Here is a 15,172-nt window from a genome sequence, read left to right as displayed (position 1 = left end):
CTAATCTCGGGCTGGCGTTTAAAACTCATGAGGGCCTCGCGTGGCTCATCGGTGTTTCCTGCATTTTATCAATGCCCTAAGCCTAGCGGCTTAAGACAGCCGATTGCATATATTTAAAAGACATATTCTTATTTTCCATTGTTTTATGTGACTGCCTTGCTAATGGTTTGTTCTTTAGTCTAGTCTGAAATCAGACATCTGATGTCTGTTGTCTGTGACGCAAAGCATAAAAGATGGGAACCTGAATGACCAAAAAGCACATCGTGGTATTGACCACGGGCGGCACTATTGCCAGCAAGCCCAGTGATTCAGGCCGAAGCCAGTCAGGGGAGCTAAGCGGCGAGCAGCTGCTGGATCAGGTAGCGCTGCCGCAGGGTGTCGACGTCACGTTAGAAGTGATGTCGATCCTGCAGAAACCCAGTAATGCCGTCACTCTCGCCGATCTTGCTGAACTCCATTGCCAAGGGCGGAGAGCATTGTCGCGAGCCGATGTGGACGGTCTGGTGATTACCCACGGTACCGATACCTTGGAAGAGACCGCTTACTTTCTATCGCTCACGCTGCCAGCGGATAAACCGTGTGTGATCACCGGTTCCCAGCGGGCGCCTCACCAGTTAGGTACCGACGCCTTTAAAAACATCTGCGATGCCATCGTGGCGGCGGTCAGCCCCCAACTGAGTCAGCTTGGCTGTGTCGTGGTATTCAACGAGTCGCTGTTTGCTGCGCGCTATGCCCGCAAGGTGAGCAGTTTCCAGTTGCATGGATTTGATGCCCCGGCGCTGGTTCGCTGGGGTATATCGACGGTCAACGGCTCAAGCTTTATCACACAGGGACTGCGATTGAGCCCCCCATTGAAGGCTGGGATGTTCCGCTGCCGCGTGTCGATCTACTGCCCGCCTATCTGGATGCCTCGCCAGCACTGCTGAAAGCCTGCTTAGAGAGTGGCGCGAAGGGGGTGGTGATCGATGGCTTAGGCCGGGGCCACGTGCCACCTGGCTGGATGAACGAAATACGAGCATTGGTTAGCGCAGGTGTCCTTGTAGCGGTCGTGAGTAGTTGCGCTCAAGGGCCGGTGAACACCAGTTATGAGTTTAGCGGCAGCCTGGCTGATTTGGTCTCGGCTGGGGTGATCGCGCTCAACGATATCAGTGCACGCAAGGCAAGGCTTGCACTTGCTTTGCTGCTGAGTAGTACCCCGCGCGAAGCGCTGGGGATGCGATGGAACGCTTGATGGCGTGAGCGGCCTTGTAACATTGCTCAACTGCAATAACAGGAAACTAAAAAGCAATTCACCATAACTAAATAAGGTGCTGGACATGAAACTAACGCTGACAAAAGCCACCCTCTCTGCTGCTATTGCCGTCGCTTCTCTAAGTGCGGCTCAACTCCATGCGGCCGACTATACCTTCAGCTTCGCACACGTGTTGATTGAAGAAACGCCAAACGGCCAGGCGGCGCTGCGCTTTAAAGAGGAGGTAGAGGAGAAGTCCGACGGTCGTATCGAGATTAACGTACTGCCGGCCGCTCAGGTGGGTGGCGACGTTGAAATCATTGAGCAGATTCAGATGGGCCTGGTCGATATCGGTATCCCGCCAACGGCCACCCTGGGCAACTTTGAGCCGCGCATGCAGATTTTGGATCTGCCGTTCTTGATTGCCGATTACGACACCATGGTGGAAACCCTGGATGGTGAAGTGGGTCGCGAAATCCTCGATACCCTGAATGGCCATAACATGTACGGCGTCAACTTCTGGGGAGCGGGCTTCCGCCATATCACCAACAATGATCGCCCGATCAAAACCCCCGAGGATATGGACAGTATCCGCATGCGCACCATGCAGGCGCCGATCATCATCTCCACCTATGAAAACCTGGGCGCTAATGCCACCGCAATGGCCTTCACCGAGGTTTACAACGGCCTGCAGCAAGGCGTGGTGTCGGGGCAGGAAAACCCACTGGCCAACATCTATACCATGCGTTTCCATGAGGTGCAGGATTATCTCTCGCTGACCAATCACGCTTACCACGCCTATGCGGCGGTAATGAACCAGGACTCCTGGGACTCGCTGCCGGAAGATCTGCAGGCGGTGATGCTGGAAGCCTTCGATAACGGCCGAGACGCGTCCCGTGCGCTAACGCTGCAGGACGAAGAGACCATCATGAAAGAGATCAAAGACGAAATTGCGATCAACGAACTCACCCCAGAGCAGCGTGACGCCTTTATTGAAGCCAGCATGCCGGTGCACGAAGAGTATGAAGATATCGTCACCACGGAGTTGCTGCATAAGGTCTATGACGCTGTGGGTATCGAGTATTGATCCACCTGGTCGGCTAAGACCTGGCTCCTCTCTTCTTACCCCTGTCAGGGTGTGGATATCTCATGTTCGAAGCGCTCAATAAATGTCTTGATCGCTTGGAAAGTGTGGCGATGGTCGTTTTCATGTCGATTGCGACCATCCTCACTACCATCCAAGTCGTGTATCGCTACGGCTTTAGCGGTTCGCTATTTTGGGCTGAAGAAGTCGTTATTTACTCCATTATCTGTATGAGTTTTATAGGTGCCAGTATGGGGGTGCGCCATGGCACGCATATTTCGGTGGATGTGCTGAATGCCATTGCCTCGCCCGCTGTGAACCGCTGGCTGCACATGATCGCAGCACTGATCGGTATCGTGTTCGCTGGCTTCATGACCTATTACGGCTTTGTTCTCTATTTCAGCACGTTGGATCGCGGACAGTTAACCGCTGCACTTCGCCTGCCGATGGCATGGTTCTATCTGCCGATTGGCGTTTCCGGTGTGCTGCTGATTCTGCGTTATCTATGGGTCATCAATGAAGTCTGGAAAAAGCCTCCGGTGAGTCTCTCCGAAGAGCTTGTGGCTGAGTCGGATAAGCTCATTTAACCCTGGAGGGCGACCATGATTACTGCATTATTACCGATCTTTTTTGCCGTTCTACTGCTTGGGCTGCCCATCTTTGCTTCTTTGGCATTGGCGGTGTTTCTTGCCATTGAGTTCTTTGGCGCTACCAATCCGGTCATCGTGCCGATGCGCATGTTTACCGGCATGAATAACTTCTCGCTGATGGCGATTCCGTTCTTTATCCTGGCGGCGGAGCTGATGCGGATTGGCGGGCTTTCCGACCGGTTGATCAACCTTGCCAAGGCGCTGGTAGGGTGGGTGCCAGGGGGCTTGGCAGCGGCCACGGTGCTGTCATGTCTCTTCTTCGGGGCCATTTCCGGTTCAAGCCCTGCCACGGTGGTGGCGATTGGTTCGATCATGTTCCCGGCACTTGTCGCTGCTGGCTACGATAAGCGCTTTGCGATTGGTTTGATCGCCACCGCTGGTACCTTGGGGCCGATCGTGCCGCCGAGTATTGCGCTGATTATCTACGGCTCAGTGACCGGTACTTCGGTGGGGCGGCTGTTTGCAGCGGGCCTGCTGCCTGCCATTGTGATTGCCTCGATTCTCATCGCCTACTGCATCGTCTTTAGCAGCATCAAAGGCTATGAGCGCGCCCCTTTCCCCTCGCTGAGGCAAATCTTGGTAGCCTTTAAAGATGCTGCCTGGGGCCTTGGCCTGCCGGTGATTCTGCTGGGGGGCATCTACAGTGGCGTCTTTACCCCGACCGAATCGGCGGCGGTCGCCTGCGTATATGGCCTGTTTGTCGGCATGGCGGTTTATCGCACCATTAACGTAACGGAACTGGTGGGAACACTAAGAAGCTCTGGATTGATTTCCGCGACGCTGCTGCTGATTACCGCAGGTGCCTCTGCTTTCTCTTGGCTGCTCGCCATTACCGGTACGCCTAGCCAACTGGCAGGTGAGGTGCTGTCGTGGACAGACGATCCGTTTCAGGTCATGGCGCTGTTTAATGTCGTGATGATCGTTGCTGGCTTCTTCCTCGATAGCGCCTCGGCCATCATTGTGCTCTCGCCACTGCTGCAACCGATTGCGGCCCAGGTAGGCGTGGACCCGGTGCATTTTGGGGTGATCACGCTGATCAACTTCTCGGTGGGGATGATTACGCCGCCGGTAGGGTTGAACCTGTTTGTCGCTATGTCGATCTCCAAGATGTCGCTGCAGGAAGTGTTCAAGGCCTGTTTGCCGCTGATTGGCTTGATGCTGTTAGCGCTGATCATCATCACCTATATACCGTGGCTGAGTACCTGGCTGCCCTCGTTAATCTATTAACAGCTGGTTTAATGAAGCTAAACAATAAGGACAACGAACCATGAGCAAAACGATTGAACAAGCGGTGGCGGAGCAGGGCCTTACGTTACCGGCGATTCCAAGGCCGCGTGGCATGTTTCTGCCCTGGTCTCAGTTGGGTAGCCAGTTTTTAGCTGGGCAGATTTGTGAGCGTGGGGGTGATGTTCTCTATCCCGGCAAGGTAGGGACTGAGTTCGATCTTGAAACCGGCAAGCTGGCGGCCCAGGCGTGTGCCTTGAATCTACTGGCCTCGCTCAGCGATGCCGTTGATGGCGATTTTTCCCGCGTGGTGCGATGCGTGCGCATGAATGGGTTCGTCAATGTGGCGCCGGGCTTTCACGATGTGCCACTGGTGATCAACGGGGCATCCGAGCTTTTTGTCGCGCTATTTGGCGATGCAGGGCGTCACGCTAGAACCGCCATTGGGGTAGCGACACTACCCGGCAATGCGGCGGTGGAAGTCGAAGCGATTTTTGAAGTGCGTTAAGCACCCACAGAGGTACGTAAAGCATGCAGGATTCACCCATTTTTCTACCGTTGCGTGAGCAGCGCGAGCGGCTGCGTGCGGGCACGCTGACCGCTACCGCGCTGGCCGAAGCGGCAATCGCTGCTTATCAGCAGCGCGGCAAACACGACCACGCCTACCTCACCTGGAACGGTGAGCAGGCACTGGCAATGGCAAAAGCTGCCGATGCGGTGCTTGCCCAGGGTGGTGATGCGGGGGCGCTAATGGGTATGGCGGTATCGATCAAGGATATCTACGCCGTGACGGGGCTGCCGACTTATGCGGGCTCTTCCCAACGCCTGCCGAAGCGCTGGGAGCGCCCCGGCCCGGTGGTGAGCACACTATTGAAACAGCTGCCTTCTGTGATGGGTAAAACCCACTCCGTTGAGTTTGCCTTTGGCGGCTTGGGTACCAATGCCCATTGGGGAGCACCACGCAACCCCTGGGATGCACATCAGCACCGCACGCCTGGCGGCTCAAGCTCCGGGGCGGGTGTTTCACTGGTGGGCGGTACGGCAAGTTTGGCATTAGGCACCGATACCGCCGGTTCAGTGCGTATTCCCGCCTCAATGACCGGCGTAGTCGGCCTGAAAACCACCGCCGGGCGCTGGTCGACCGAGCAGATCGTACCGCTTTCAAGCACGCTGGATACCCCAGGGTTACTGGCGCTGCGGGTCGATGACCTTGCCTTTGCGTTCGATGCGTTGGATGGCGGCCTTAGCGGTCAGGATGATCGAATGCCAGCAACACCGACGCTTGCCGGGTTGACCTTTGGAGTACCAGAAACGTTTTTCTGGGACGACTGCAGTCCAGGTATCGCGGAAACCGTACGCGGTGCCATTAAGCAGCTGGAAGCCGCCGGGGCGCGAATAGTGACCCTCGAGTTGCCCGGCATCGACGAAGCGTACGAACTCTTCAAGCTGGGCGGTGTGGCTGCGCCGGAATTGGCAGCGTTTCTAAACACCGAGCTACCCGAGATGATTGACTCCCTGGATCCTAACGTCGCCGCCCGCGTTAAAGCGGCAGATGACATGCCTGCCTGGGAGTATGTGCGTCGTCGCACGGTGCTGGACTCGCTTGCCGCCTCTGCTGCCGCTCGCATGGCCGATGTAGATGCAGTCCTTACTCCCACGGTAGCGATTACCCCGCCCACTATCGAAAGTCTCGAGCCAGAAGGCGCCTATCCCAAAGCCAACATGCATGCTCTGCGCAACACGGTGATCGCTAATTTCCTAGGCCTGTGTGCCTTAACGCTGCCGGTTGGGAAGGACGCTGCCGGTATGCCCGTTGGCCTGCAAGTGCTGGCCGGGCCGTGGCAAGACGCCAGCCTGCTGGCAATCGGTCAGGCAATTGAAAACGAGCTGGGATCAGGCTTGGAGATTCTTGGTCAACCGCCAGCGATATGAGCGCTGAGGTAGCCTAAGTACTCCCGCCGGTTTGGAGCGTAAAGCCCACATCGTGCTGGCGGCGGTAGACGTTCTTGCCGCTTAGCCGGCGAATGAGTTCTTTGGCGGCTAAGCGGCCCATCTCTTCTCTGGGTGAAAGAATGGTAGTGAGCTGAGGAGTTACATGCTGACCAAGGGGCAGGCCGTTAAACCCGGCAATGGCGATATCCCCTGGCACGCTTAGCCCTTGACGTTGAGCCGCCAGCAGGGCGCCTGCCGCCAGGTCGTCGTTGGCAAAGTGAATGGCTTGGGTATGAGGGTATTGCGCGAGCACTTGGGCCAGTCCTTCAGCGCCCGCCTGTAGGCTGCCCAGGGTATCTAGTTCCAGTAGTGGGGCGTCGATTCCTTTCTCCTTTAGTACCGCTTTATGGCCTTCGTAACGCATGCTGGCGCGATAATCCTGCGAGAGCCGGGCGCCTACATAAACAATCTGGCGGTAGCCTTTTTCGATAAGATGGCCGGCCATGCAGCGGCCTGCCGCCACGTGATCCAGGCCAACGTTAAGATCCATGCCTTTGCCCAGCTCCATCACCTCCATAATGGGGTGATCCCAGTTCGCCAGCAGCGTATGGCACGCCTTGTTATGGCGCAGCCCAGCGGTGACCAGTGCAGAGCATGACCAGCCCAGAAAAGTACGTACCAACTGATACTCGCGGTCTAGATCGTAGTCGGTGTTACCTAGCAGTATCTGGTAGCCCTCGGCTTCCAGCGTCTCCTGCAGCCCCTTGATGACTTCCACAAACACGCTATTGATCAGTGACGGCACGATCACGGCAATCAGCCGTGATCGGGATGAGGCCAGACTACCGGCTACCAAGTTGGGTACGTAGCCCAGTTTCTCTACGGCTTGTAGAACACTCAGGCGTGCACTATCGCTGACCTTATCAGGGTTGTTCAGTGCTCGAGATGCGGTAATCGGTGATACCCCTGCCGCTTGCGCCACTTGGCTGAGCGTGACTTGGTCGGAGCTTCGGCGCTGCCTGGCAGGGCTGGGAGAGGCAGCGTTGGGCGAGTCTTTAGACATTGGTCGCACGTCCCTGATTTTCAGCTTGTCGTAACGCCAACAATAATCTAAAACGAATGGTAGCGCTATCATGACAGCGCTACCATTTAGCTTCTAATTGCACTGCGACGAGAGCAACAAACACAACAACGATCTCAGCAACAGTCTCAACAGCCGTCTCAACCACTGTCTCAACAACAAAGAGGTGCCGTTAGGTGAGCCAACACTATAAGCAATCACTTCAAGTAGGTCTTATTGGCCTGGGCGCCATGGGCATGGGTACGGCCACCGCTATGCTCAAGCAGGGCTTTAATGTGACCGGGTGTGATATTTCCGCTGGGGCACGCGATGCCTTCGTGGCAGCAGGGGGCAAAGCGTAGCCACTCCTGCCGAGCTTGCTCACTGCCATATCGTGTTGGTGGTTGTCGTTAACGGGGCGCAGGTTGAGCAAGTGCTGTTCGGTGAGCAGGGTGTGGTAAGCCACTTGGCTCGAGACAGTCTGATCATACAGTGCGCCACGGTGGCGCCCAGTCAGGCCAAACAGCTTGGTGAGCGTGTGGCGGCAGAGGGCTTGCTGCTGCTGGATGCGCCGATTAGCGGCGGTGCTGCTAAAGCCAAAAGTGGTGAACTATCGGTAATGGCATCCGGGGCAACGGAGGCATTTACCTACGCCGAAGCGGTGCTAAACGCCATGGCTGCCAAGGTTTATCGCCTTGGCGATGCGCCTGGCGTTGGCTCAAGTATGAAACTGGTCAATCAACTGCTGGCAGGTGTGCATATCGCCACCGCTGCTGAGGCCATGGCGCTGGGCATTCGCATGGGGCTCGACCCAGAGGTGATATATGACGTCATTACCCACTCGGCGGGCAACTCCTGGATGTTCGAAAACCGCGTGCCGCATATCCTGAGTGGTGACTACACGCCGCTTTCGGCGGTGGATATCTTCGTCAAAGATCTCAACATTGTGCATCAAACCGGCCGCGAGCTGGCATTGGCAACACCGGTAGCGTCCAGCGCTCTGCAGCAGTTTACCGCTGCCAGCGGTGCAGGTTTTGGTCGCGAAGATGACTCGGCAGTGATTAAAGTCTACCAGCGATTATCGGGCATCGCGTTGCCAGAAGCTGCCAACGACGCCCAGGGAGCCTAATAAAATGGGAATGGGAGCGAACATCGTACTGGGCGCCATTGCCGATGACTTCACTGGAGCGACCGACCTTGCCAATAACCTGGTGCGCGGCGGTATGCGCTGCCTGCAGGTGATTGGCGTGCCTCAGCAAGAGGTCGACCTCACTGATATCGATGCGGTAGTCGTGGCGCTGAAATCGCGTTCCTGCCCGGTAGACGAAGCCGTGGCGGACTCAATGGCTGCCCTTGAGTGGCTTCGCCAGCAGGGCGCCCGGCAGCTGTTCTTCAAGTACTGCTCCACCTTTGATTCCACCGACCAGGGCAATATCGGCCCAGTGGCAGATGCGCTGCTGGATGCTCTGCGGGCGCACCAAACGGTGATGGTTCCCGCCTTCCCGATTAACGGCCGTACGGTCTACCAGGGCCATCTGTTCGTAGGCGACCGCTTGCTCAACGACAGCGGTATGCAGCACCACCCACTGAACCCCATGCAGGACGCGGATCTCGTGCGAGTACTCGCTCGCCAAACGCCGCACCCGGTGGGCTTAGCCAACCGCACGGTGCTGGTTCAAGGCGTAGAGGCGACCCGCACTCACTTAACGATGCTGGCAGGTCAGGGGGTTCGCCACGTGATCTGTGATTCCTTGGACGAACAGGATCTGGATATTCTGGCTGAAGTTACCGTTGCGATGCCCTTAGTTACCGGCGGTTCTGGTCTGGGGCAGGCACTGCCTGCTCAGTACCGCGCACAGGGCTGGCTGGGCACGATCAATGAGCCGGGGCGTTTATCGCCTGCCTCGGGCGGTGCACTGGTGCTCTCCGGCAGCTGTTCCCGTGCCACGCTGGCACAAGTAGCGGATTTTCTGGCCAAGCACCCTGATGGCGGCTTCGCCCTTGATCCCTTGGCGTTGGCTGAAGGAGGACAACAGCAGGAAGAGGCGCTGGCCTTTGCCCGCAAGCGCTTATCTCAAGAGGCGCCGGTACTGCTCTATGCCTCGGCTGATATTGAAAAGGTTAACGCCGCCCAGCAAGCTCTTGGCGTTGCGCATGCGGGTGCGCTGGTGGAAAAAGCATTGAGCCAACTGGCAGTGACGCTGGTTAACGAAGGCGTGGGCCGGTTGCTGGTCGCCGGGGGCGAAACCTCCGGCGCGGTGGTCTCGGCGCTGGGTATTACCACCCTGCGCATCGGCGAGCAGATCGACCCCGGCGTACCCTGGACCCAAGCCCCTCTAGCCGGTCGCAATGCGCCGCTGTCGCTGGCGCTGAAATCTGGCAACTTTGGTGGCGTCGACTTTTTTACTCGGGCGTTTGAGGTGCTGGTATGAGCATCCACTTGCATCGCCATCCCCAGAACAGTTTACGTGAGCAGATCAGCACTCTGGGGAAATCGCTGTTTGACCGCGGCCTGACCATGGGCTCTAGCGGTAATATCAGCGTGCGCCTGGACGATGGCGGCTGGCTGATGACACCCACAAACGCATGCTTGGGGCGGCTGGATCCTGCGCGGATCTCCCATCTGGATAACAGCGGCCAACTGCTGAGTGGCGATAAGCCTACCAAGGAGCAGTTTTTGCATATGGCGATGTACGAGGAGCGCCCGCAGTCCGGCGCGATTGTGCACCTGCACTCCACTCACTCGGTGGCGGTCTCTTGCCTGCCGGGCGTAGATCCCTGCGACTGCATACCACCACTCACTGCCTACTACGTGATGCGGGTGGGGAAACTGCCGCTGGTGCCGTATCACATTCCTGGCGACCCCAAACTGGGCGATGCAGTGCGGGGGTTAGCGGGCAAACACAGCGCGGTATTGCTGGCTAACCACGGCCCGGTGGTGGCGGGTAAAAACCTCGAGGCAGCGATCTACGCCACCGAAGAATTGGAAGAAACCGCCAAGCTCTACCTGCTGCTACGGGGTGAAAACCCGCGAGGGCTAACGCCGGAACAGGTGGCGGAGCTGGAAGCGCGCTTTCCACGGGATTAACGACGTACTTAACAATGACGTACTGAACAACAAGAGCACCACGATGATTCGATTAGCCGCCAACCTCAGCATGCTGTTTAACGAGCACGCCTTTATGGATCGCTTTGCCGCTGCTGCGAAGGCGGGCTTTAAAGGCGTTGAGTACCTGTTCCCGTACGCCTATGCCGCCGATGAGTTAAGAGATGCGCTGAACAAGCACCAACTGGAGCAAGTGCTGTTTAATCTGCCGCCAGGCGATTGGGATGCAGGTGAACGAGGCTTGGCGAGCTTGCCGGGTCGAGAAGGAGAGTTTCGTGACTCGGTGATTGAAGGGCTACGTTACGCTGAAGCGCTCAACTGTCCTCGGGTGCATGCAATGGCGGGCCTGCTACCGGAAGATGCCGATGCCGCGACCCAGGCTGAACACCACGCTACCTATATCCGCAATCTACGCTTTGCTGCGAGTGAAGCGGTCAAGGTTGGTCGGGACATACTGATTGAGCCGATTAATACGCGCGATATGCCCGGCTTTTTTCTCTCTCGCCAGGCCCAGGCCATGGCGGTATTGGAAGAGGTTGGGGCAGAAAATCTAAAGCTACAGTTTGATCTCTACCACTGCCAAATTATGGACGGCAACTTGATTCGCCACCTTGAGCGCCAGTTCAGCGCCATAGGGCATATTCAAGCCGCAGGCGTACCCGGGCGCCACGAACCGGATGTGGGGGAGGTGCATTACCCGGCCATCTTCGAGCGCTTAAACGCGCTGGGCTATAGCGGCTGGATCGGCTGCGAGTATCGCCCCCAGGCCGACACTCGCGCGGGGCTGGGGTGGGGCGAGGTGTGGGGCCTAACCACACACTGATCGGCACTATCTGCTCGACTCCCACTGATCGGCCCCAACTGAATGAACAATAATAACACTACAACAGGATCCTCACGATGCATATTGCCATTACCGGTGCTGCTGGGTTTCTCGGCCAGCGTTTAGTCAAGCAATTGCTTGAACGTGGTGAGCTTCGCCAGCAGCCTATTACGCGCTTGACACTGATTGACCAGATCGAAGCGCCGCAGCCTGCAGCGGGAAGTGTTGCTGTGACATCAGTGGCGCTGGATATTACCCAACCCGACGCACTGGATAGCGTGTTAGAGCAGCGACCTGATGTGATCTACCACCTGGCGGCGGTCGTAAGCTCCGCCGCAGAAGCCGATTTGGAACTCGGTATGCGGGTTAACTTCGATGCCACACGGGCGCTGCTGGAAGGTTGCCGGGAGCAGGAGCTATCCGATACTCGCTTGATTATGGCCAGCTCCGTGGCGGCCTACGGCGGTGAGTTGCCGGAGGTACTGGATGATATGACGGCACTCCATCCGCAAAACTCCTACGGTGCACAAAAAGCCATGTGCGAGCTGCTCATCAACGATTACAGCCGCCGAGGGCTCATTGATGGTTTAGTGCTGCGCCTACCGACGATTGTGATTCGACCCGGCCGCCCTAATGCTGCGGCCTCCAGCTTTGCTTCCAGCATCCTACGTGAGCCGCTCAAGGGCGAAGAGGCGGTTTGCCCGGTGCCTACCGAGCTGCCGATGTTTGTGATGTCACCGGGCAAAGTGGTGGCGGCGCTGATTCATGGTGCGGAAGTGCCGAGCGAAGCCCTGGCCTCTTTTCGCGCCTTTATGCTACCCGGCATTACCGTCACGGTAGCCGATATGCTGGCAGCACTGCGCGATGTGGCCGGCGAGAAAGCGCTTTCGCTGGTACGCCATGAGCCTGACCCGCGCATTGAAGCCATTGTGGCGAGCTGGCCTGCGCGTTTTGAAACCGCGAAAGCCAAGCAGCTTGGTTTTGTGGGCGACGACAACTTTAAACAGATTATTGATGCGTTCGTTACTGAACCGTCGTGAGTTCCGGCCTGCCACCCGAGGTAGGCAAAAGCCTGGGGCGACGCTACCAATAGCGTGTGTCGCTCCACACTCCACCCTCACAACAACATAAAGAGGGCACTTCAATGACTAAGCAACACTCTACAAAGACACCCACAATTACACGCCATGCCCTGGTGGCGGCGATTAGCGGTATTGCTACCGTTGGCATTGCACTACAAGCCCATGCGGCGACGGAAGTGAACCTGGGGCACACCCTTTCTGATAGCTCCCACTACTCAGTGGGTGCAGATGCCTTTAAAGAGGCGCTGGAGCGTTTGTCTGATGGCGAGTTTACGGTGACCGAGCACACTTCGGGGTCGCTGGGCGGCGAGCGGGAGATGATCGAAGGGTTGCAAATCGGCACCGTCGATGTGGTGATTACCTCCACTGGTCCACTAGGTAACTTCGTTCCCGAAACCTATGTGCTCGACCTGCCGTTCCTGTTCGAAAACTACGACCAGGCGCGCTGCGTGCTGGATAGTGAGCTTGGCGACGAACTACTGGAAAAAATGGCTGATCACGATTTGATCGGCCTGGCTTGGACAGAGAATGGCTTCCGCCATCTGACCAATAGCCAGCGAGAAATCGCCACACCCGCAGATGCCGAGGGCCTGCGCGTGCGCACCATGGAGAACGCAGTGCATCAGGAAGCATTCCGCCAAATGGGCGCTCGGCCAACGCCGATGGCCTTCCCGGAGCTGTTTACCGCGCTCCAGCAGGGCACCGTCGATGGCCAGGAGAACCCTATTACCGTCATCGTGGCGACCAACTTCTGGGAAGTGCAGGATTACCTCTCGCTAACCGGACACGTCTATTCGCCGGCCATCGTACTGGGGTCGCCAATTCTGATGGATGGTTTAAGCGATGAAGAGCGTGGTTGGTTTAGGGAAGCTGCTGTCGCATCTGCTGAAGCGACCCGTGAAGAGGTCTCGCGGCTAGAGCGTGAAGGTGTGGCGCTGCTGGAAGAGAACGGTATGACGGTAAAAACCGATATCGATGTTGCTCCTTTCCAGGAAGCGGTACAGCCCGCCTATGAGATATTTACCTCTGAGTACGGCACGGAAATGCTGGATCGTGTTCAGGAAAAAGCCAGCAGTTGCTGAGCGCTTCTCCCTCCTCGGCCTCCGGAAACGCCGGAGGCCGCTTTGGCATGGTGATCTCTTATGCTAGCGGTATTTCTTCGTTTTGAGCATCAGTTAACCCGGCTTGCAATGCTGATTGCAGTGGTGATGCTGGCGATATCGGTAACCCTCAGCTTTTATCAGGTGCTCACCCGCTTTGTGTTTAACGCCCCTTCTACCTGGACGGAAGTCGCCTCCCGCGCTGCCATGATCTGGTGCGTATTTATGGCCGCTGCCGCCACCTTTCGGGGCGGTTACATGATGGCGGTGGAGGTCGTTTATAAAGTGGTACCTGCGCGTTTTCTCACTCTTTTAGAGGTGCTCATTGTGGTGTGCTGCCTGCTGGTGCTTGGGGTGCTGATCCATTACGGCATCCAAATGACGATGCGGGTGAGCAATCAAACCATGTCGGGAATGAATATTTCGATGTCGTGGGCCTATGCGGCGATTCCCACGGGTTCAAGTTTTGCCATTGTGGCTGTTGCGGCTCGGCTTTTAGCGCAGCTCAGTGGACGTGAAAAGGTAGGGCCGGAGAATAGCGAAATTACCCCTGAAAAGGCGTTGGTTGAAGATGGCCATCTCCCTAAAGGAGGGGCGCAGTCATGAATATGGTTATTGGCCTGTCGCTGATCATTCTATTCACCTTCGGCGTGCCGATCGCGATTTCGATTATCCTGGCGTCAATTATCGGCATCGAATTCTTTACTCGCCTGCCGCTGCTGTTGGTGCCGCAGCAGATGTTTATCGGCATCGATAAATTCCCGCTGATGGCGATCCCGTTTTTTATTCTTGCCGGGAATTTGATGGCCGCAGGGGGCATTTCCCAGCGCTTGGTGGACTTAGCCAAATCTATTGTGGGGAAGGTGCAGGGTGGCTTGGCGATGTCCTGTGTGCTGACCTGCATGATGTTTGCGGCGGTGTCAGGCTCCAGTGTGGCCACCACCTTTGCGATTGGCGCCATCTTGATTCCGGCGATGGTAAAACATGGCTACCCTAAGCCCTTGGCTGCCTCCATTCAGGCGTCATCCGCTGAGCTGGGTGTGCTTATCCCCCCGTCGATTCCTCTCATTCTGTATGGCGTGAGTACCGATACGTCCATTGGTCAGCTGTTCCTCGCCGGCATTGGCCCCGGCATATTGATTGCAGCGCGCTGATACTCTTTCTCTACCTGTTCTGCAAAGTCCGCGGTTACGGCAAGGACGACTATAAAGACAGTACCGGCTTTATGATCTCGGTAAAGCGTGCCTGGGTGGCGATGCTGATGCCGGTGGTCGTGATTGGCGGTATCTATGGCGGGATATTTACCCCGACTGAAGCCTCCGCCGTGGCGGTGTTTTTTGCCCTGATCGTTGGCGGTTTCTACTACCGTGAACTGAAGGTCGATGACCTGTGGCCGATTATGCGCCAGAGCGTTGTCTCAACAGCTGCCGTCATGCTGATTATTGCCGCCGCCTCGCTCTTCAGCTTTCTGCTAAGCCGAACGGGGCTGCCCGCGCAAATTGCCACTCTGGTCACCAACACCATCAATGATCCTCTGATGTTTTTGCTGGTGGTCAATGCATTGCTGTTGGTTGTCGGCATGTTTATCGAAACTTCCGCCGCTATTCTGGTGTTGGCACCGATATTGACGCCCATCGCCATTCAGTTCGGTATCCACCCCGTTCATTTTGGGCTGGTGATGGTGGTTAATCTGGCGCTTGGCATGATTACGCCGCCGCTAGGCGTAAACCTCTTTGCTGCCTGTGCGGTCGCCAAAATATCGATCGATCAAATGCTGCCATGGCTGTTGCGTTTTGTCTTGGTGGTGCTGGCCTGCCTAATGGCGATTACCTATATGCCGTGGATTTCCATGGGGCTGGTGACTGCTTTTTACGGTTAAT

At 56.9% G+C, this 15,172-nt stretch carries 14 protein-coding genes and 2 pseudogenes; 15 read left to right on the top strand and 1 reads right to left on the bottom strand.

Going from position 1 to position 15,172, the window contains the following annotated elements:
- Positions 1 to 245 precede the first annotated feature (245 nt).
- The 7 genes from FDY98_RS19195 (at position 246) to FDY98_RS19170 (ending at position 6,121) form a co-directional block, all read left to right on the top strand.
- Positions 246 to 926: an asparaginase domain-containing protein gene (locus FDY98_RS19195; RefSeq protein WP_340147060.1), complete on the top strand. Its 681-nt coding sequence runs from the start codon at positions 246 to 248 to the stop codon at positions 924 to 926.
- Complete coding sequence (locus FDY98_RS28595) at positions 839 to 1,231, top strand: hypothetical protein (protein ID WP_340147084.1); 393 nt, start codon at positions 839 to 841, stop codon at positions 1,229 to 1,231. Before FDY98_RS19195 ends, FDY98_RS28595 begins: the two co-directional genes overlap by 88 nt.
- A gap of 85 nt (positions 1,232 to 1,316) precedes the next feature.
- The gene (locus FDY98_RS19190) at positions 1,317 to 2,318 is read left to right on the top strand and encodes a TRAP transporter substrate-binding protein (RefSeq protein ID WP_035538726.1); all 1,002 of its coding nucleotides are present in this window, start codon (positions 1,317 to 1,319) and stop codon (positions 2,316 to 2,318) included.
- 62 nt (positions 2,319 to 2,380) lie between these two features.
- Positions 2,381 to 2,902: a TRAP transporter small permease gene (locus tag FDY98_RS19185; protein WP_022521622.1), complete on the top strand. Its 522-nt coding sequence runs from the start codon at positions 2,381 to 2,383 to the stop codon at positions 2,900 to 2,902.
- 15 nt (positions 2,903 to 2,917) lie between these two features.
- The gene (locus FDY98_RS19180; RefSeq protein WP_027957124.1) at positions 2,918 to 4,192 is read left to right on the top strand and encodes a TRAP transporter large permease; all 1,275 of its coding nucleotides are present in this window, start codon (positions 2,918 to 2,920) and stop codon (positions 4,190 to 4,192) included.
- Between the two features lie 40 nt (positions 4,193 to 4,232).
- On the top strand, positions 4,233 to 4,697 hold the full coding sequence (locus FDY98_RS19175) for a RidA family protein (protein ID WP_155706091.1): 465 nt from the start codon (positions 4,233 to 4,235) through the stop codon (positions 4,695 to 4,697).
- Positions 4,698 to 4,720: 23 nt separating this feature from the next.
- Positions 4,721 to 6,121: an amidase gene (locus FDY98_RS19170; protein WP_027957122.1), complete on the top strand. Its 1,401-nt coding sequence runs from the start codon at positions 4,721 to 4,723 to the stop codon at positions 6,119 to 6,121.
- A gap of 13 nt (positions 6,122 to 6,134) precedes the next feature.
- On the opposite strand, the gene FDY98_RS19165 is transcribed toward FDY98_RS19170, so the two are convergent.
- The gene (locus FDY98_RS19165) at positions 6,135 to 7,184 is read right to left on the bottom strand and encodes a LacI family DNA-binding transcriptional regulator (protein WP_027957121.1); all 1,050 of its coding nucleotides are present in this window, start codon (positions 7,182 to 7,184) and stop codon (positions 6,135 to 6,137) included.
- Between the two features lie 254 nt (positions 7,185 to 7,438).
- Between FDY98_RS19165 and ltnD the strand changes: the two are divergent.
- From ltnD to FDY98_RS19125, 8 genes and pseudogenes are all read left to right on the top strand, one after another.
- A pseudogene (gene ltnD, locus FDY98_RS19160) lies at positions 7,439 to 8,310 on the top strand (L-threonate dehydrogenase).
- Positions 8,311 to 8,314: 4 nt separating this feature from the next.
- Positions 8,315 to 9,613 carry a 3-oxo-tetronate kinase gene (gene otnK / locus FDY98_RS19155; protein WP_027957119.1) on the top strand — a complete coding sequence of 433 codons (1,299 nt, stop codon included), beginning with the start codon at positions 8,315 to 8,317 and terminating at the stop codon, positions 9,611 to 9,613.
- Positions 9,610 to 10,269 (top strand): 3-oxo-tetronate 4-phosphate decarboxylase, encoded by a 660-nt coding sequence (otnC, locus tag FDY98_RS19150; RefSeq protein ID WP_027957118.1) that lies wholly within the window; start codon positions 9,610 to 9,612, stop codon positions 10,267 to 10,269. Before otnK ends, otnC begins: the two co-directional genes overlap by 4 nt.
- Positions 10,270 to 10,312: 43 nt before the next feature.
- A complete protein-coding gene (otnI, locus tag FDY98_RS19145; protein WP_027957117.1) occupies positions 10,313 to 11,110 on the top strand; it encodes a 2-oxo-tetronate isomerase in 798 nt (265 codons plus the stop codon).
- A gap of 77 nt (positions 11,111 to 11,187) precedes the next feature.
- Positions 11,188 to 12,150, top strand: coding sequence for a D-erythronate dehydrogenase (gene denD, locus FDY98_RS19140; protein WP_027957116.1), 963 nt, complete (start codon positions 11,188 to 11,190; stop codon positions 12,148 to 12,150).
- A gap of 104 nt (positions 12,151 to 12,254) precedes the next feature.
- Positions 12,255 to 13,274 carry a TRAP transporter substrate-binding protein gene (locus FDY98_RS19135; protein ID WP_051430582.1) on the top strand — a complete coding sequence of 340 codons (1,020 nt, stop codon included), beginning with the start codon at positions 12,255 to 12,257 and terminating at the stop codon, positions 13,272 to 13,274.
- A 60-nt stretch (positions 13,275 to 13,334) separates the two neighbouring features.
- Positions 13,335 to 13,898: a TRAP transporter small permease gene (locus FDY98_RS19130; RefSeq protein WP_009285964.1), complete on the top strand. Its 564-nt coding sequence runs from the start codon at positions 13,335 to 13,337 to the stop codon at positions 13,896 to 13,898.
- Positions 13,895 to 15,171: pseudogene (locus FDY98_RS19125) on the top strand (TRAP transporter large permease). Before FDY98_RS19130 ends, FDY98_RS19125 begins: the two are co-directional and overlap by 4 nt.
- Position 15,172: the final 1 nt, after the last annotated feature.

The organism is Halomonas sp. PA16-9, from assembly GCF_009728585.1.
Classification (GTDB): domain Bacteria; phylum Pseudomonadota; class Gammaproteobacteria; order Pseudomonadales; family Halomonadaceae; genus Vreelandella; species Vreelandella titanicae.
This window is presented reverse-complemented; position numbering and strand designations above follow the sequence as displayed.